Annotated in this window: 14 protein-coding genes and 1 pseudogene; 7 read left to right on the top strand and 8 right to left on the bottom strand. The window is 63.8% G+C overall.

The genetic code is table 11. The annotated features are described in order from the left end of the window. Positions 1-6: 6 nt before the first annotated feature. Both V1292_RS02295 and V1292_RS02300 read right to left on the bottom strand, forming a co-directional pair. Positions 7-1,251 (bottom strand): DUF1501 domain-containing protein, encoded by a 1,245-nt coding sequence (locus tag V1292_RS02295; protein WP_334370132.1) that lies wholly within the window; start codon positions 1,249-1,251, stop codon positions 7-9. Next, positions 1,248-2,816 (bottom strand): DUF1800 domain-containing protein, encoded by a 1,569-nt coding sequence (locus tag V1292_RS02300; protein ID WP_334370133.1) that lies wholly within the window; start codon positions 2,814-2,816, stop codon positions 1,248-1,250. Before V1292_RS02300 ends, V1292_RS02295 begins: the two co-directional genes overlap by 4 nt. 98 nt (positions 2,817-2,914) lie before the next feature. Between V1292_RS02300 and V1292_RS02305 the strand changes: the two genes are divergently transcribed. From V1292_RS02305 to V1292_RS02325, 5 genes are all read left to right on the top strand, one after another. After that, positions 2,915-3,118, top strand: coding sequence for a cysteine-rich CWC family protein (locus tag V1292_RS02305; protein WP_334370134.1), 204 nt, complete (start codon positions 2,915-2,917; stop codon positions 3,116-3,118). Continuing rightward, entirely contained in the window at positions 3,115-3,801 is a 687-nt protein-coding gene (locus V1292_RS02310) for an HAD family hydrolase (RefSeq protein WP_334370135.1), read from the top strand. The genes V1292_RS02305 and V1292_RS02310 overlap by 4 nt, the downstream gene beginning before the upstream one ends. A 165-nt stretch (positions 3,802-3,966) precedes the next feature. Next, positions 3,967-4,146, top strand: coding sequence for a hypothetical protein (locus V1292_RS02315; protein ID WP_334370136.1), 180 nt, complete (start codon positions 3,967-3,969; stop codon positions 4,144-4,146). Positions 4,147-5,429: 1,283 nt separating this feature from the next. Next, positions 5,430-5,609, top strand: coding sequence for a helix-turn-helix domain-containing transcriptional regulator (locus V1292_RS02320; protein WP_334370137.1), 180 nt, complete (start codon positions 5,430-5,432; stop codon positions 5,607-5,609). Between the two features lie 238 nt (positions 5,610-5,847). Next, positions 5,848-7,272, top strand: coding sequence for a hypothetical protein (locus tag V1292_RS02325; protein WP_334370138.1), 1,425 nt, complete (start codon positions 5,848-5,850; stop codon positions 7,270-7,272). Between the two features lie 152 nt (positions 7,273-7,424). Here V1292_RS02325 and V1292_RS33820 read toward each other — a convergent pair. Continuing rightward, positions 7,425-7,655, bottom strand: a pseudogene (locus V1292_RS33820) (hypothetical protein); the annotation flags it as partial. A 699-nt stretch (positions 7,656-8,354) separates the two neighbouring features. Between V1292_RS33820 and V1292_RS02330 the strand changes: the two are divergent. Then, positions 8,355-9,341: a transporter substrate-binding domain-containing protein gene (locus V1292_RS02330; protein ID WP_334370139.1), complete on the top strand. Its 987-nt coding sequence runs from the start codon at positions 8,355-8,357 to the stop codon at positions 9,339-9,341. A 227-nt stretch (positions 9,342-9,568) separates the two neighbouring features. On the opposite strand, the gene V1292_RS02335 is transcribed toward V1292_RS02330, so the two are convergent. The 5 genes from V1292_RS02335 to V1292_RS02355 all read right to left on the bottom strand — a co-directional run bounded on the left by V1292_RS02335 (position 9,569) and on the right by V1292_RS02355 (position 15,825). Beyond that, positions 9,569-9,757, bottom strand: coding sequence for a hypothetical protein (locus V1292_RS02335; RefSeq protein WP_334370140.1), 189 nt, complete (start codon positions 9,755-9,757; stop codon positions 9,569-9,571). 181 nt (positions 9,758-9,938) lie between these two features. Beyond that, positions 9,939-12,899, bottom strand: a complete 2,961-nt coding sequence (uvrB, locus tag V1292_RS02340; RefSeq protein WP_334370141.1) for an excinuclease ABC subunit UvrB — start codon at positions 12,897-12,899, stop codon at positions 9,939-9,941. A 352-nt stretch (positions 12,900-13,251) separates the two neighbouring features. Next, complete coding sequence (locus V1292_RS02345; protein WP_057842216.1) at positions 13,252-13,464, bottom strand: hypothetical protein; 213 nt, start codon at positions 13,462-13,464, stop codon at positions 13,252-13,254. A 245-nt stretch (positions 13,465-13,709) separates the two neighbouring features. Continuing rightward, on the bottom strand, positions 13,710-14,930 hold the full coding sequence (locus V1292_RS02350; protein ID WP_334370142.1) for an NAD(P)-binding domain-containing protein: 1,221 nt from the start codon (positions 14,928-14,930) through the stop codon (positions 13,710-13,712). Further along, positions 14,920-15,825: a LysR substrate-binding domain-containing protein gene (locus tag V1292_RS02355; RefSeq protein ID WP_334370143.1), complete on the bottom strand. Its 906-nt coding sequence runs from the start codon at positions 15,823-15,825 to the stop codon at positions 14,920-14,922. The genes V1292_RS02350 and V1292_RS02355 overlap by 11 nt, the downstream gene beginning before the upstream one ends. A 91-nt stretch (positions 15,826-15,916) precedes the next feature. On the opposite strand from V1292_RS02355, the gene V1292_RS02360 reads away from it, so the two are divergent. Continuing rightward, positions 15,917-16,678 (top strand): sulfite exporter TauE/SafE family protein, encoded by a 762-nt coding sequence (locus tag V1292_RS02360; RefSeq protein WP_334370144.1) that lies wholly within the window; start codon positions 15,917-15,919, stop codon positions 16,676-16,678. Positions 16,679-16,690: the final 12 nt, after the last annotated feature.

Raw genomic sequence — 16,690 nt, forward strand, 5'->3', positions numbered from 1 at the left:
GTGCGCTCAGCTCACCAGCCCCTGCATCGGCTTCACCGTGGCGCTCTCCGGGAACACGCTCTCCGCCAACACCTTCTCAGCCAGCCCGAACTGATCCTTCAGCACGCCTTTCATGACCGCGCGCAGATCGGTGGTCGGCGCGAGGTCGCGGCCCTGATAGAGGCTCGCCGGCTTCAGCCCCGGCCAGTCCGCGATCACCCGCCCGCCGTTCACGGCGCCGCCGGCGAGCAGCGCGACGGTGGCGGTGCCGTGGTCCGTGCCTTGCGTGCCGTTGATGCGCGCGGTGCGGCCGAACTCCGTGGCGACCATGATCACCGTGTCGCGCCAGCGCGGCCCCAGCCCGGTTTCGAATTCGGCGAATGCGCCGTCGAGCCCACCGAGCAGTAGCGCCAGCCGGCCGACCGGGCCGCCTTCATTGGCATGCGTGTCCCAGCCGTCGAAGGCGAGCGCGCCGATCCGCGGGCCGTTGTCGGCCGCCATCAGCCGGGCCACGCCGCGCGCCGCCAGCCGCATCGCGGCTGCGCCGCCAGCGCCGGGTTTCGGTTTCATGTCGTCGCCCTGCGCGGCCTTGTCGAGCGCGAGGCCCTGCTTCAGCGCCGAGCCCAGCGCAGCGTCCCGGTGCTGATAGAGGTCGAGCAGCCGCATCGCGGTATCCTCGCTGGCCTGCGGCAGCGCGAGCGGCGCCCAGCCAACGGTCGGTGCCGCGCCGCGCAGCACCAGCGGCGTGATCGGGCCGACAGCGAGCCCGCTCGTCGCCCGCTCGCCTTTCGGCAGGCCTTCCAGCGCGCGGTTGAGCCAGCCGGACTGCACCCGGCCGGGGCCGGCAAAGCCGCTTTCGAACACGTCCTGCCCGTCGAAATGCGAGCGGTCGCGATAGGGCGTCGCCACCGCGTGAATCACCGCGGCTTTCTTCTCGCGATACATCCGCGCGAATTCAGGCATCGCCGGATGCAGTGAGAAGAAACTGTCGAGCGGCAGCGCCGCGTTCGGCCCGCCCGACGACAACGCGATCGCGCCGTGCAGGCCGGCGTAGTCGGGGTCGCCCGTTGGAGCGACGGTGGCGAGCCCGTCGAGCGCGCCGCGCAGAATCACGAGCACCAGCCGCGGATCGCGGCCGTCGGCCGCGCGCGCGAACTTCGGCAGGTAGGCCCACGCCGCAAAGGAGGCGCCGCCGAGCAGCACGGCACGCCGCGTCGTCGGCAATGACCGCACGTCTTCACAGCAACCCATTGTCGTTTCCATGGACGTCATCTCCTCTGGAATTCCGGCGACATCAACAACAGCGCCAGCGCCTGCTGCCGCGATTCCGCGCGCTCGATGGTCCGCCGCGTCTCCACCGACGCGGTGTCGGCGGCCGCGAGCTCGAGCAGGTCGCGCGTATCGACGCCCTCGGCGAGCCTTGATGCAATCTGCGTGGAGATATCGAGGCGCAATTTCATGCCCTCCGGCGCCAGCCATGCAGCGTTGCTATCGGGAAAACCGTTCGGCCCGGCCGGCGACCATAATGGCTGACCGAGCGCCCTCAGGCCGGCGAGATAGAGGTTGGGATTGTTCGGAATCTGCGCCAGCAGCCGGCCGGCCGCGACGAGAAATTCGTAAGGCGAGCGGATCTTGGTGAGCGGCGCGCTCCAGGCCTCGTCGGAATCGACCAGCGCCAGCGCCAGCGCCTTTAGATCGCCGTCGGTTTTCGTGAAGACATCGGCGAGCCGCGCCACCAATGCCGGTGGCGGATCGTCCGATACGAAATGGCGCGCAAATTTTCCTGCGATGAATTTCGCAGTCGAAGGATGCCGCGCGATATCCGCCAGCACCGCCTCGCCCTGCGCCACGCCTTCGGCATCGTAGACCTTGCCCATCACCCGCTGCGCGCCCGGCTGGTGCGCATTGGCATTGAACACGAAGGTGCCGGGCGCGCCGAGCTGGCCCAACCTTCCCGCATAGGTCCAGCCCGTGATGATGTTCGCTAGCGACGTCACGTCATCCTGCGAATAGCCGCCGCCGACGCCGAGCGTATGCAGTTCCAGGATTTCGCGTGCGAGATTTTCGTTCAGTCCGCGGTTGCGGTTTTTCCCGGCGCGCGAATCCGGGCCCAGCGATTGCTGGTTATCGAGGAAGAACAGCATCGCCGGATGCTGCTCGACCGCCTTCAGCATATCGGCGAAGCGTCCGAGCACGTGCGGCCGGATCGCCTCGCGCTCGAACGAGCCGGCCCACATCCGCGCCGGCCCGCCCTTGTTGGCGGAAATGCAGAAATGATTCGACCAGAACACGACAAGCCGCTCGGCAAATCCGCCATCGGCGACGACGGCCCGCTGCAGCCGCGCCAGCGCCTCGGCGCGAAAGGTTTTCTGGATGATGTTGAGCGGTTGTGGCGCAGGTTTTGGCGCATTGGGCTGCATCGCTTCCGCCGGTGCCATCGCGCCGGGATTCTCCGCAGGCTTGGCCTGTGGCTCCCGGGGTGGCTCCTTGGGCGCCATCTCCATGGCGATGCCGTTGAGTGAGAGGTTTCGCCGCTGGCCCTTGACTTCGGGCCGCGGTGAAGCGCCTTCGCCTGCAGCCGGCGGCGCGGCCGATTTGGCGGCGGCCTGGCGAGCCTGCTGGATTTCGAACTGATAGTCGAACACCGCCTTGCCGAGCGCGGGCGTCGACTGCAGCCCCGGCGCTTCGAGCAGCGCGCGATTGGGACGGCCGAGTTCCGCCTTGACGAAACCGCGCGGATCGGACGCGGCGTCGAGAACATCGCCGGATGCCCCGCCGCGCGCGCCGAAGCCGAAGCGATTGAGCGCAACGAGAGCTGCTTGCGAATCGCGGGCCATCGGATTTCCCTTAGAATTTCCCAGGCGTATAGTGGCGAAGTATAACGCGCCTCAGTGTGAACCCGGGATTAATTCCGCGTCAGGATTCAGCCTCGTTGATGACAGATCGTTTGGAAAATGCGGCCTCGCGCCGCCTCGCCTGCGCCGGCTGCGGCAACGAATTCGGCTGCAACCTGTCCGGCCCCTGCTGGTGCAGCGACGAGACGTTCCGCCTGCCGATGCCGGTGGACGGCAGCGATTGTCTCTGCCCGGACTGCCTGCGCAAACTCGCTAGCCAGCGCGCCGGCACGGGTGCCGCGTGATCGAGAAATGGAACGTCAGCGCCGTCCTGCTCGACATGGACGGCACGCTGCTCGACACCGAACGGGTCTATTTCGACAGCCTGGTCGCAGCGCTCACCGCGCATGGCTACACCGACGACGCCGTAAAGCTGTGCCAGGCGATGGTCGGCCTGCCCGGTCCGGAGTGCGAGGCCCTGCTGCAAGCGCGCTACGGAGACGGCTTTCCGCTTGCGGAGGTCAGCCGTGCCTTCGTCAGCAACCGCAATGAAATTCTCGGCGCAGGCTTGCCGCTGAAGAGCGGCGCGATCGAACTTTTGGATGCGCTGCGTGCGGCCGAATGTCCGATGGCGATCGTCACCTCCTCGTCGCTGCGCACGGCGAATGCGCATCTTGAGCTCGCGGGTATCCGCCACCGTTTCGAAACGCTGCTGACCCGCGACGACGTCGCCCGCGGCAAGCCGAGTCCCGATCTCTATCTGCTCGCGGCATCGCGGTTCGGCCTGAAGCCGGAGGCTTGCGTCGCCGTGGAGGATTCCAACCACGGCGTGGCCGCCGCGCATGCCGCAGGCGCCATTACCATCATGGTGCCTGACATGGTGACGCCGACGGACGAGTCGCGTGCGCGATGCGCAGCGGTGGTGCCGGATCTGAATGCGGTGCTGGCAATGCTGCGCGAGCGTGGCGCGTTAACGCGAAGCCGCTAGCAGCCGTCATCGCGAGCAACGCGACTTGTCCGCCGAAGCCTTGGCGAAGGCGGAAGCCGCTAGCCATAGCGCTACAAGCGGAGGCATCGATTGCGCCGCCGTTCCGCGCGGAACGATTTCGCCAAGGCCAGCGTTGTCTTTATTCCGTTGATAACGGAGACCATGATGACAAAGACCGCGCCTCCGATTCCCCCGGATAATCGGAGCCCCAAGGGCCCCGGCAGCGCGCCCCGCGTGCCCCTCGACACCACCAAAGGCCATCGCGACGACGAGAAGAACAACATCCGCGAACAGGGCGCACACGGCAATCTGACGCAGAACACCAGCCACCGGCGATCGGGGTGAGGGTGTTCAACCGCATTCTTCAGATTCGAATTTCAAACAACCGGTTCTCCGTTGTCGTCACCCGCCAACGGGTCGCGCAAATGCGCGCCCGATGACAGGCTCCGGCGGGTGATCCAGTTCCAGAGACGCCTGTGCTTGAGCGGAAAGGCTGCGGCGTACTGGATGCCCCGCCTTCGCGGGGCATGACAATCGAGAAGACACGCCCCTACACTCTCGCGGCGCGAAGCGCCCGAAGTCATGCGATCGGCGATGCCCTCGAAATCGAAGAAGGCGCAGGGAAAGCCGGGTGCCCAAACACCCGCAGTCGTGCGCAAGAATGCACACGGCGGACTGCAGGTGCGCCGGAACACCCGGCCTTCCCTGCGCAATGGTTTTACGGCTTATACCGTGCTCTCCCCGGAGCCGAATTCCTCTGGCCTCCGTCGCTGGCGGATTGACGATTGATCGAAGCCCGGTTGTGCCAGATCAATCTCCGCCAGCTTGACACCAGCAACGGGTGCCAGGACCACACGGCTTTGCCGTCCGCGGCTTCCCCGACCAGAATGTTTCGATCGGCCCGTATGCTGCCAAACCGAAGTCCTGGTCGAAGCGTTTAAGTGCCGGTCGTCTGCGCGCTGTTCGATCGCTCACGGGAGACCCGCCCTGCGATCAACTTGCGCACCCGACGCTGCCGCGTCCATCGCCTCCCGCGCCCAACGTCCGTGACGATCGCGATACGCCCCTCTAGCGGGTGCGGGATGGCGGGAGTTGTAGGAGTGATTTGGGGTAATCGCGAAGCGGTTTATTTTCGCAGCGAGGACTGGACCAAGCCATGCCTGATTTGCCAGGTCAGCTGCGCAATCGGTAGTAGTGGCCTCCTGTAAGCGTCGCTTCGGTTCGTCGACTTTGCGAGCGTGAAGCGCATCGAAAGTCACCTCGCCCCGCTCTTGCGGCGAGAGGTCGGCGCAAAGCGCCGGGTGAGAACAGCTACGAGCCGCTGTTCTTCGACGCGAACCAGTCGTTCGCCGAGCGGCGAGCGCAGCCGATGGTGTCGCTGCAACTAGTAACAAATGTGATGATGCTGTCGGTGCTGGCGGTGGCGGTCGGGCGGTAGCTTTCTCCGCTCGTCATTCCGAGGCGCCGCGAAAACGGCGAGCGAGGAATCAATAGCCACGATAGGGAGTGTGGCTTCCGGTCAGCCGTTGGCGCGAGAAGCCCCTCGTCGACAAGAAATGCTCTGTAGCGTATAAGCTACTAACACCTGCATCTCAGCAGGTGATATCCCGCTGACGTTGAGCGCTGAAATGGCCAAGGCAAAACCGTTCGATGCAGCCGAATATCTCGACAGCCCCGAGATGATCGCGGCGTACCTCAACGAGGCATTCGAATGCGAAGATGCTTCTGCAATCGCCGTTGCCATCGGCACGGTTGCCCGCCAGGCCCCACCGCTTCAGGAAGTTTGCGATCGCGGTGACGTGTGCTAGCTAGGTGCCGCGGTGAAAAAGGCCGTGATCCCGACTATGGAGGGGTGTCATGCGCAAGCATCGCGATCTCGAAAACCTCTCCAGCTTTTCGCATCACGCGTAAGCGGCGGAAGTCCTTCCCTTCAGAAACCCATGTCAAGCGCAGACGGCGTATCGTCCATGGCGAGGTCGAGCGGATTGAAAAATCCGGCCGCAATGACCTATGTAGGTGCAGTTTTCTGTCCAAGGTACGTGATCAATGACGCTCATTGTGGCTGGTGTCACTTCAGGAACAGGCTGGATCATATCGGACACCCTCATAACGGGCGGCACTATCCAACTTCGGGATCGAGAATATCAGGTCAAATGTCTTCCGGCGCAGGATAGGCAGTCCTTGGTTGCTTTTTCAGGCGACGCACACAACGGAGTTCAGCTGATTGAACAAGCGGCGGGCATGCCAAGTGGTCAGAATACCATCCGTATGTTGTGTCAGGCACAGACCGAAAATCCGAATGTAGATTTTCTTTATATGTACTTGGACGCGAGTACTCCGCGTCTTTTTAAGATATCCGGAGGCAATGCTCACGAAGTGGCCGCCACGTACATAGGCGAGAAGGATGCCTTCGAACAATTTCAACGCATTCGCCACGCGACCGAAATCGACCCCGTTCCAAAGTCTGTGGAGCATTTCATGTTTGGCAGCAAAGCTCCTAGGGAAATCCCCGAGGGCGTCTCTGAAGCTACGGTCTCGATGCTCCGGTTGTTTTTGCAGCGCGCTGAACGCGATGTTGGAGGATGGGCAGTACCCTATGTTCTCGTCGGCGAAGGCGCTTATTTGTGCGGTTATGCGCACGCGGTTTCTGATCCGATCTTGGATAAGGTTGGTCCGGGTGCGGTTGTCCCTCACGGCACCGCGGAAGCCGGGGGGTACGGTTTGGCCGTGACTGAGGTTCAGGACCCCGAGGGTATGGTGATCTACCGCCGGCAATCTCCAGGCGGGTTGATTTTGATCCGAGAAGGGCAAGGTTACAGAACAGTTCGAATTGAGGGCGCACCGGCAGAGTTTCGCGCCAAAGCTTCTAAACTGCTTGAGAAACCGGTCGATATATTCTTTAGCGACGACACCCCTGTTGGACTGCCTGAAAGCATAACCATTCTCCGTGATGAGCATGGTCAGCCCGCTGCAGCAATTGCAAAACGGGGCAACAATCTGTCGTTCTCGGTCTTAAACGTCGCAACAGCGTTCAAAAGTAAGGCGAAGCTTGATTTTGATGGTGGGCAAAAAGGGCTAGAACCGTTGACTGTACAGAACCTAAGTCTAACGCTCGCTGACGATAAGAGCCACGTGCATTTGCAGTTGCTGAACGATGGCAAAGTCGTTGGGGAATCGACATTAAATGCAGATGAAATGGATGCCGTGATCGCCGGCCTCGGACAATTTCGCGCTGCCCTAAACCAACAGGTGCGCCCAGAGCCGGACCAAAGCGGGGGAGCGCAGGAATTCCTTGTGGTCGACCCGGCTTGGCGTACTATTCAATCTCCCCATGCAGAAATCGACGGCATTGTAATGCGCCTGAGGCACATCGGGCTCGGGTGGGTTTCTTTCCTTTTCCCGCGCCATGAAGGTCGTGCATTAGGTAGGTGGCTTACGGAAACCTGTGTCGAGCCCGCTAAGCCGGTTTAGTTTGAATTAGACCGCCACTCCCAAATCGGAGCATGCCGCGAAGCCAAGCGAGGTCAGCCTTAGCGGAAGTCAGCTTCGTGGCCCGCTCGGAGCCGAGTTAGCCCGAAGCAGACATGAAGCGCTTAGGAGTACACGCGCGGATCACAGGCGAGTCATCTCTTCTTCCACCCACCTCGATGTCCCGGCGCGCCGCCGCTCGATCGCGGCGCCGGTCCGAACTCTGGCCCGGACTGCCGCGAGTCCGTCGGCTGGAAGATTTTGCAGCCGCTGCCGATCTCCGGCTTGCGCAGTTTGGCGCCGCTGGGGCGGTGGGGCAAGGATTCCGGGCCGTGCATTTCGTCGAGATGGGGTTTGTGGACTTTGGAGGTGGAAGGACCGCCGCTGCGGCTCACCCGCCCCCGACCGCCTGCGGCGGTCGACAGCGCGGAAGCTCGATGCCGCCGATCAGCCGGCGATCTTCCGAATATCTCGCAAGCCGGATATTTGGGTGCGCTCCCGAGCAGAGCGCCTACTCGCGCGATCGAAGCGGTCGAAAGGTTGGCGTGCTCCTGCTCGCCAACCGCGCCGAATTTTCGCACGAAATTGCGCGCTATCGTGCACTTCCAGCATTGTCGCGCATTGCAGGTGCCGGCAGGTGATCGCGAGGAAGGGCGCCGGCGGCGGAGGGACGGGTTGAGCGAACATTGAAGCCGATATTCACCGCGTCACCGCTTCTCGGGAGCTGACCGCGTTCCGGCGCGTTGGTTCCGCATCGGGCCGAGCCGGTCCGGCGCCCCGCCTGATGACGAAATGCCGCCAAATAGCAATGCTTCCGTCGGCCGATCTCGAAATGTATCAAGTTAAGGTCCGCTATGAGTTCGTTCGAGGAATCTCCGGCAGTCCCGCACCGCGGCGCATATGACGGGCTGGATTTCGCTCCGGAATCCGTTAGCCGGTTAGAGCGTCGAGATCGGGCCTCGCAAGGCGAACCAGCGATTTCGTCACTTCGACCGGTCCTGCTATGCCTTCTGTCGCTGGCGGTGCTTGCACTCGGCTGCAACGCCGTTCGAGCTCAAAGCACAGTCCCTGACAGAGAATTGGTAGTGGCGACCAAGGAGGCCCCGCCCTTCGCGATGAAGCAGCCGGATGGGAGCTGGGGCGGTATCAGCATCGAGCTCTGGGAAAAGATCGCTGCCGGAGCACATCTGCGCTTTCGTTTGGTTGAGACCCAGAGCGTGCAGGACCTGGTGAACGGCGTCGCGAATGGCACTTTCGACGCCGGTGTCGCAGCAGTAACTGTGACCGCCGGGCGTGCACGCAGTGCCGACTTTACTCAACCTTTCTACAACACCGGACTTGGGATTGCGGTGCCGATCCATGAAAACGTCTGGGTCTCGATCGGGCGGGCGCTGCTTTCGTTCGGCTTTTTTCAGGCTGTCGCCGTGCTGCTATGTTTTGCGATGGCAGTCGGATTCCTCATTTGGTTGCTGGAACGCCGGAAAACGGAACATTTCGGCGGAGGGGCCAAGGGACTCGGCTCCAGCTTCTGGTGGTCGACCATTGCCATGACACAGGCGGGAGCCGCCCAGAATGCGCCGACAACTCTCCCCGGGCGCATCGTCGCAATCGGGTGGATGATCGCTTCCATCATCGCCATAGCCGTCTTCACCGCAGGGATCACCTCCACCCTCACGCGCCGAGGGCTTGAAGGCGCCGTTCACGGCTTCAACGACTTGCGATCCGTGCGCGTCGGCGCCGTCGCGAACTCTACGACAACCGACTACCTCACTCGTCAGCAACTTTCCTTTCGAGCATTTCCAGACCCTCAAAGCGGCCTATCTGCATTGAGCCGCGGCGCGATCGATGCCTTCGTCCATGACAAACCGCTTCTGACCTGGATCGTTCGGAAGGATTTCTCGGCCTCGGTTCGTGTTGTCGACACCAGCTTCAGCAGCGAGAGCTATGCAATCGTGCTGCCGAAGGGCAGTACCTTGCGGCCCATGCTCGATCTCGCCGTGCTCGATCAGATCGAAAGCGATTGGTGGCGACAAACGCTGTTCCAAACCCTTGGAAATGCACGATCTCCCTAGCTGACCGTTGCGACTCCCATCCGCTTTGCGGCGCGGTTCGGCCGAAGCCAAAGGTTTGATCGATCGGAGGTCGCCTGATTGAGATACTCTCCGGGATGCAATTTCCGCATTGGTTGATGGTAGCTGGCGCTGTCTTGGTGGTGCTCGGCTTTATCGGTTTGGTAGTCCGCAACCATCCTATGCCATTCATCCGATGAGTGGATGATTTGATTGGGGTTGCGAAGTCGTTAGAAAAACGATTTGACCGTTAGTCCTGCCGCCCGGGCATCCTGTATGAATGTATGTGCTTCCTCATTGGACATGGTGAGGTCAACGCCGCCGAGGAATTCCTCTCCCTTGGCGGTATTCGCACGGAATGTCGTCTCGTGTCTGCCGACATGAACTGTATAGTCAATGTCGCTTTGTGCTTCGGGCATGACATTCTCCTCGATCCGAAGCCTGTCGCCGATGCAAAGAGCGAGCTGAATCCAGGCGAAGAACGTCCATGACCAGCTCATCAGGCCAAAGAAGCGCTAGATTGTTCTCAAGCCGACTTTCGATGCGACAGTTCTCCCGTCTATTGCGAACGACGATTTCCGGGCGCCGACCGTTGATCGACTACCGCTTCTTCCACCCACCCCGGTGCCCCGGCGCGCCGCCGCTCGACCGCGGCGCTGGGCCGAACTCGGGCCCCGACTGCCGCGAATCCGTGGGCTGGAAGATTTTGCTGCCACTGCCGATCTCCGGCTTGCGCGGTTTGGCGCCGCTGGGGCGGTGGGGCAAGGATTCCGGGCCGTGCATTTCGTCTAAGTGGGGTTTGTGGACTTTGGAGGTGGAAGGACCGCCGCTGCGGCTCATCCCGCCCCGACCGCCTGCGGCGGTCGACCCTCCCCCTACAGCGGAGGGTGAAGACGCGCCGCGCTTCTTCATCGCTGATGTCGGCAGGTTGGCGGCCTCGCCGTACTTCTTCGTCCCGGCATAGGCGCCGGCCTTGCCTTGCACGGCGCGCTGTTTTGCGGTGGGGTCGTCGACCACGGCCATTTCCGTCGCGCGCAGGCGCTTGACTTCGTCGCGGAGCCTGGCGGCTTCCTCGAAGTTCAGATCGGCGGCGGCCTCGCGCATGCGGGTTTCGAGGTCGTTCAGGACGGCCTCGAAATTGTGGCCGATCGAGATGACGTCGTCCGCCATGCCGCCGTCGCCGATCTCGACCAGCACGTGATCGCGCTCGTAGACGGAGTTGAGGATGTCGCCGATCGATTTCTTCACGCTCTCCGGCGTGATGCCGTTGGCAGTGTTGTATTCGACCTGCTTTTCGCGACGGCGATTGGTTTCGGCGATGGCGCGCTCCATCGAGCCGGTCATCTGGTCGGCGTAGAGGATCACCTTGCCGTCGACGTTGCGCGCGGCGCGGCCGATGGTCTGGATCAGCGAGGTCTCGCTGCGCAAAAAGCCTTCCTTGTCGGCGTCGAGGATCGCGACCAGCGCGCATTCGGGAATGTCGAGGCCTTCGCGCAAGAGGTTGATGCCGACCAGCGCGTCGAACGCGCCGAGACGCAAATCCCGGATGATCTCGATGCGCTCGATGGTGTCGATATCAGAGTGCATGTAGCGCACACGAATGCCCTGCTCGTGCAGGTACTCGGTGAGGTCTTCCGCCATGCGCTTTGTGAGTACCGTGATCAGCGAGCGATAACCCGCGGCAGCGGTCGCGCGGACCTCGCCGACGAGATCGTCGACCTGCGTGCGCGCCGGACGAATGTCGACCGGCGGATCGATCAAGCCCGTGGGACGGATCACCTGCTCGACGAACACGCCGCCGCTTTCGTTCAGCTCCCAGCCGCCGGGCGTCGCCGACACCGCGACCGATTGCGGGCGCATCATGTCCCATTCCTCGAACCGCAGCGGGCGGTTGTCCATGCAGGAGGGCAGCCTAAAACCGTATTCGGCGAGCGTCGCCTTGCGGCGGAAATCGCCGCGGAACATGCCGCCGATCTGCGGCACGGTGACGTGGCTTTCGTCGGCGAACACCAGCGCATTGTCGGGCACGTATTCGAACAGCGTCGGCGGCGGCTCGCCGGGGCGGCGCCCGGTGAGGTAGCGCGAATAGTTCTCGATGCCGGCGCAGCTTCCGGTCGCCTCCATCATTTCGAGGTCGAAGGTGGTGCGCTGCTCCAGCCGCTGCGCTTCCAAGAGGCGGCCCTGGTTGTTGAGCTCGTCGAGCCGCAGCTTCAGCTCGCTCTTGATCGACTTGATCGCCTGCACCAGCGTCGGCCGCGGCGTCACATAGTGCGAGTTGGCGTAGATCTTGATGAATTCGAGATCGTCCTGCTTGTGGCCGGTGAGCGGATCGAACTCCTCGATATTCTCGACGGTGTCGCCGAACAGGTTCACGCGCCAGGCGCGGTCCTCATAGTGCGCCGGGAAGATGTCGATGACGTCGCCTCGGACGCGAAACGTGCCGCGGGTGAAATCGGCCTGCGTGCGCTTGTACTGCAGCGCGACGAGGTCGGCGATCAACTGCCGCTGGTCGATGCGCTCGCCCTTCTTCAGCGCAAAGGTCATCGCGGTGTAGGTCTCGACCGAGCCGATACCGTAGATGCACGACACGGACGCCACGATGATGACGTCGTCGCGCTCCAGCAGCGCGCGCGTCGCCGAATGGCGCATGCGGTCGATCTGCTCGTTGATGGACGAGTCCTTCTCGATGTAGGTGTCGGTGCGCGGGACGTAAGCCTCGGGCTGGTAGTAGTCGTAGTAGGAGACGAAATACTCGACCGCGTTGTCGGGAAAAAAGTTCTTGAACTCGCCATAGAGCTGCGCGGCCAGCGTCTTGTTCGGCGCGAGAATGAGGGCCGGGCGCTGCGTCGCCTCGATCACCTTGGCCATGGTGTAGGTCTTGCCCGAGCCGGTGACGCCGAGCAGCACCTGGGTGCGGTCGTTGCGGCTGATGCCTTCGACCAGTTCGGCGATCGCGGTCGGCTGGTCGCCTTTCGGCTGGTATTCGGATTTGATCTCGAAGCGCACGCCGCCTTCGGATTTTTCGGGCCGCGGCGGCCGGTGCGGCGTCCAGACTTTGAGCTGGCCGTTATCGCCGCGAAATTCGGGACGGCCGTCGCGGATCAGGCTTTCCAGCGCATCGGCGGTGGCTTTGACGCCGAGCGCTTCCATCTTGTTGCGCGGTGGACGGGCAAGGGATTCCTCGTCGTCTTCCGCGGTCGGCAGGCCGAGCTGGCGCGCGAGTTCCGGGTCGAGCGTCGGGATCGTGGCCGCGGTGCCGTAGTTGGCTTGGGGGGATTCGTTGAGGCCTTGCCTGGCATCGCGTTTCGCGACGTCATCGCTCGTCCCTTTGGTCGAGGCTCGCGCGCGATGCGCGGCGGCCTCGCCGCCGGCGCGGCGGTCCCAGGAATTGTCCGGCGGCGGCTGCAGGCCGGTGCCCGAGCCCATGCCGGCGTCGCCGCGGTTGAGCGCGGGATTGAGCAGTTCCGCGAGCGCCGGTCCGATTGGTTGCACCTCGGGCCGGTGCGCCTTGGATTTCGGGGTTTTGCCTGATTTTCGGGGAGCGTCCGGTTTCTTCGCCATGCGGCGAATATGGGACGAGTCAGCCGGTGAGAAAAGGGCAAATGGCCGCGCGAAAGCGCGCGTGCTTCTGCCTGTCAGCAGATGTCAGCAAGACCGCAATCGGGAACCCCGCGCCTCAGACGCGAAGGTCACCATTGTCAGCTCTGGCCGGCGCTGCCTTGACGATCTCCAGATGAATCCCGCCGCAGCGCGTGCATCGCATGGTCCAGTACTCGGCACCGGCGCGGCCGGATGATACGCAGCACCGCGAGCGCCGCGCTGCAATCCGGACAGGTCGAAAGCAGCGGCGTGGCCTGCAGGGTCTGTTCGGAAGGGGGAACGGAGATTCGGCCGGCCAGCGCGCCGACAGCGCTTACCGATTCGCGAACCGCGGCATGAAGCGATCGATATGGGCTTTCGCATCCGCGATCGCCGCTTCCGGATTCGACCAGGCGAAGCCGACCTCGAGCGTCGGAAACGCCAGGCCATCGATCACCACCGGCTCCTGGTCGGCCCGTTGAATCCTGGCGTGCCATAGCCCTCTCCCTGCTTCGAACGACTGAATTTCAAAGCCGCCATAGATCATGGCGCGTCCCCCGGAAATTGCGCATGGCGCGAGCAGAGCACGGCGCGGCGGAGGCAGATGTGAAGCGGTTCACATGTCGCGGAGGTTTTTTCGGAAGACGTCGCCTGGGCCGGCGTTCCCCGGATGCTGCGCAGCGCGCTGGCGGTGCGCTGCTGTTCCGGGGTCCATCGGTTCGGGCGAGAGTCGTGAGGTCCCGGCCCTGCGGAGCAGCGTTTCACGCCGCGTCGCGTCCGGGACACGAGTGCTCAGCGTCGGGAAGCAATATGATCCGCGAGCACCACGGCATCGTCGCCGACGCCTGACAGGAACGAGGAGTTCATCTTCGACAGCCATTGCAGGCCGAGGAAGTACAGGCCGGATACGGCTGAGATGCCGTTGCGATGAACCGCTTCGCCGCGGGCGTCGAGGACCGGGATATCGATCCAGCCGAAATCGACGCCGTAGCCAGTCGCCCAGATGATCGAAGAGATGCCCTCCGCGGCGAGGTCGAGGCGCGTCAGCGGCGCGGTGACGCAAGGCGGGTCGGGAAGCGTCGCGCGGGCGCCGGGTTCTTCCGGCAGTTCCAGGCGGCGCCGTTTCACATATTCATCGATGGTGTCGAGGAAGGTGGTGAAGGCGATGTCGCCGTCGCCAAGGCTCTTGTCGAGGCTAGGTGCGATGTCGAGCACGCCGCCATCCGCGGCGTCGAGGCGTCCGAGCAAAATCATGCCGCGGGCGGCGAAGTCGCGGAAATCGATGCTGCGGCCGCCATAGGCGCCCGAAATCACCGGGCCGAGGCGCGCGGGCCCGCGCTCCTCCGGGGTGATCTGGTCGAACTGCATTTCGGCGAGCCACCAGATCAGGTCGCGGCTGCGGTAGCGGCGCGGCAGGCGGCGATGCCGTCCGACCGAGAGATAGACGCGCCGCCCGGCCTGCAGCAATTCCTCGGCGATCTGCGCGCCGGACGCGCCGGCGCCGGCCACCAGCACCGCGCCCGGCGGAAGCTGTTCGGGATTTTTGTAATCGGCGGCACGCACCTGAAACACCGGATGATCGCGCAACAGGTCCGGGATCACGCTGCGCTGATAAGGTCCGGTGGCGACGACGACATTGTCAGCTTCGATCGTGCCATCCGTGGTCTCGGCGACAAAGCGCCCGCCGTCACGCTGCGACAGCCGCGTCACCGCGACGCCGCAGCGGATCGGCGGCGCGACGAAATCCGCATAAGCCTCGATAAACTTGATGATGGTGGCCGTATCCGAAAACCCATCGGGATCACTGTGCGGAAACGGAAAGTCCGGCAGCCGCACCGACCAGTTCGGAAACTGGAATATCAATCCGTCCCAGCGTTCGCTGCGCCAGCGTTCGGCGATCCGGTGGCGCTCGAGCACCAGATGCGACAGTCCGCGCTGCTTGAGGCGGTGGCTCATCACGAGGCCGGCCTGGCCGCCGCCGATCACCAGCGTTTCGATCTTCTCATCCGGCATGTCTGTGGCCCCTGCGGCGCGTGGCGGGCTCCGCTGCCGCGCGAACGATCCAGCGCCGGAACGCGGCGAAATCGCGCTGCCCGGTGCTGAAGCCGCGATAGACCAGATACCAGCGCATGCCTTTCGGCACACTTAACGCAAACGGCGCGACCAGCCGGCCGGCGGCGAGGTCGTCGTCGATATAGGGGCGGATGCCCATGGCGACGCCGAGGCCGTCGACGGCGGCCTGCAGGGCCTGGCCGTAAAATTCGAACTCCGGCCCGCGGGCGCTGATGCGGGCGGTGCCGGCGGCCTCGAGCCATGACGGCCAGTCGTCGGGCGAATGCGCCACCCGCAGCAGGGTCGGCCCCTTCAGATCGCCAGGACGTTTGAGCGCGTTCGCAAGGCGCGGCGCGCAAACCGGCAGCAGATCGGCGGCGAACAACGGCTCGGCGATCAGTCCGGGCCATTCGCCGTCGCCGAGCTTGATGCCGCAGCTCCAGTCCTCGCCGAACGGCACCGCGGCGCCGCCGGTGGTGATGCGGACGTCGATATCGGGCTCCTCTTTCCGGAAGTCCGCCAGCCGCGGGATCAGCCATTTCATCGCAAAGGTCGGACCGACGCCGATGGTCAGCACGCGCACGCTTGCAGGCGCGGTCACCTGCGCTGTCAGGCTCGCCAACGCGTCGAAGATCGGCGTCAGCCCGTTCTGATAGGCGCGGCCGGCGGCGGTGGTCACGAGGCGGTTGGCCTTCCGCTCGAACAGCGCCACCCCCAGCCGCTCTTCCAACAGATGCACCATCCGGCTGACGGCGGCGGCCGAAACGTTGAGCTCGGTCCCGGCGGCGGCGAAGCTGCCGGTGCGCGCTGCCGCTTCGAACGCCTTGATGCCGTTGAGAAAGAGCAGCCGCCGCACATGACCCTCAGGAAAACTGATGCCAGAGCAAGATAACTCAGTTTGCGCACGCCGTCCAAGCACGGCAGAAATATGATTGTGGAGATTGCCGATGACGGCCCTGATGATTGCAGCCCTCGGTGCTTTGATGGTCGCGACGGCGTTTCTGTCCGGCCTGTTCGGCATGGCCGGCGGGATGATCCTGATCGGCGTGCTGCTGATGCTGATGCCGCTGCCCACCGCGATGGTGCTGCATGCGATCACGCAGATGGCCTCCAACGGCTGGCGCGCGTTTCTGTGGCGGGCGCATATCCGCTGGCGGCCGGTGTTCGTCTATCTGATCGGCTGCGCGCTGGCGCTCGGCCTCTGGTCGCTCACCCGCTACGTGCCGGACAAGCCGATTGCCTTGCTGTTGCTCGGGGCCACGCCGTTCATGGCGCGGCTGATGCCGAAGAACCTCAAGCCGAACCCGGACAGCATCTGGCAGGGCTCGTTCTACGGCTTCATCTGCATGGGGCTGATGCTGATGACCGGCGTCTCCGGCCCGCTGATGGACACGTTCTTTCTCGGCGGCAATTTCGGCCGCCGCGAGGTGGTCGCCACCAAGGCAACCTGCCAGGTCGCCAGCCATCTCACCAAACTGATCTATTTCGGCGGCATCATCGACCAGGCTGCGACGCTCGATCCCGTGCTGGCTGCAGTTGCGATCGCGGCCTCGATGCTCGGCACCACACTGGCGCGGCGGATTCTTGAGGCGATGAGCGACGCGCAGTTTCGTACCTGGGCCAACCGGCTGATTACGACGGTAGCCGGCTATTACATTCTCTACGGAAGCTGGCTGTTGCTGGTTCGCGGCTCGGTTGCTTCCTTCTGAAGGGAGAGGGCT

It is taken from the genome of Bradyrhizobium sp. AZCC 1719, from assembly GCF_036924525.1.
Classification (GTDB): Bacteria; Pseudomonadota; Alphaproteobacteria; order Rhizobiales; family Xanthobacteraceae; genus Bradyrhizobium.

Excerpts from the sequence above, each read along its gene's own strand:
- V1292_RS02325 (WP_334370138.1), top strand. The coding sequence starts at position 5,848 with ATGACGCTCATTGTGGCTGGTGTCACTTCAGGAACAGGCTGGATCATA.
- V1292_RS02360 (WP_334370144.1), top strand. The coding sequence starts at position 15,917 with ATGACGGCCCTGATGATTGCAGCCCTCGGTGCTTTGATGGTCGCGACG.
- V1292_RS02320 (WP_334370137.1), top strand. The coding sequence starts at position 5,430 with ATGGCCAAGGCAAAACCGTTCGATGCAGCCGAATATCTCGACAGCCCC.
- V1292_RS02350 (WP_334370142.1), bottom strand. The coding sequence starts at position 14,930 with ATGCCGGATGAGAAGATCGAAACGCTGGTGATCGGCGGCGGCCAGGCC.
- V1292_RS02315 (WP_334370136.1), top strand. The coding sequence starts at position 3,967 with ATGACAAAGACCGCGCCTCCGATTCCCCCGGATAATCGGAGCCCCAAG.
- V1292_RS02295 (WP_334370132.1), bottom strand. The coding sequence starts at position 1,251 with ATGACGTCCATGGAAACGACAATGGGTTGCTGTGAAGACGTGCGGTCA.
- V1292_RS02305 (WP_334370134.1), top strand. The coding sequence starts at position 2,915 with ATGACAGATCGTTTGGAAAATGCGGCCTCGCGCCGCCTCGCCTGCGCC.
- V1292_RS02300 (WP_334370133.1), bottom strand. The coding sequence starts at position 2,816 with ATGGCCCGCGATTCGCAAGCAGCTCTCGTTGCGCTCAATCGCTTCGGC.
- V1292_RS02345 (WP_057842216.1), bottom strand. The coding sequence starts at position 13,464 with ATGATCTATGGCGGCTTTGAAATTCAGTCGTTCGAAGCAGGGAGAGGG.
- V1292_RS02335 (WP_334370140.1), bottom strand. The coding sequence starts at position 9,757 with ATGCCCGAAGCACAAAGCGACATTGACTATACAGTTCATGTCGGCAGA.
- uvrB (WP_334370141.1), bottom strand. The coding sequence starts at position 12,899 with ATGGCGAAGAAACCGGACGCTCCCCGAAAATCAGGCAAAACCCCGAAA.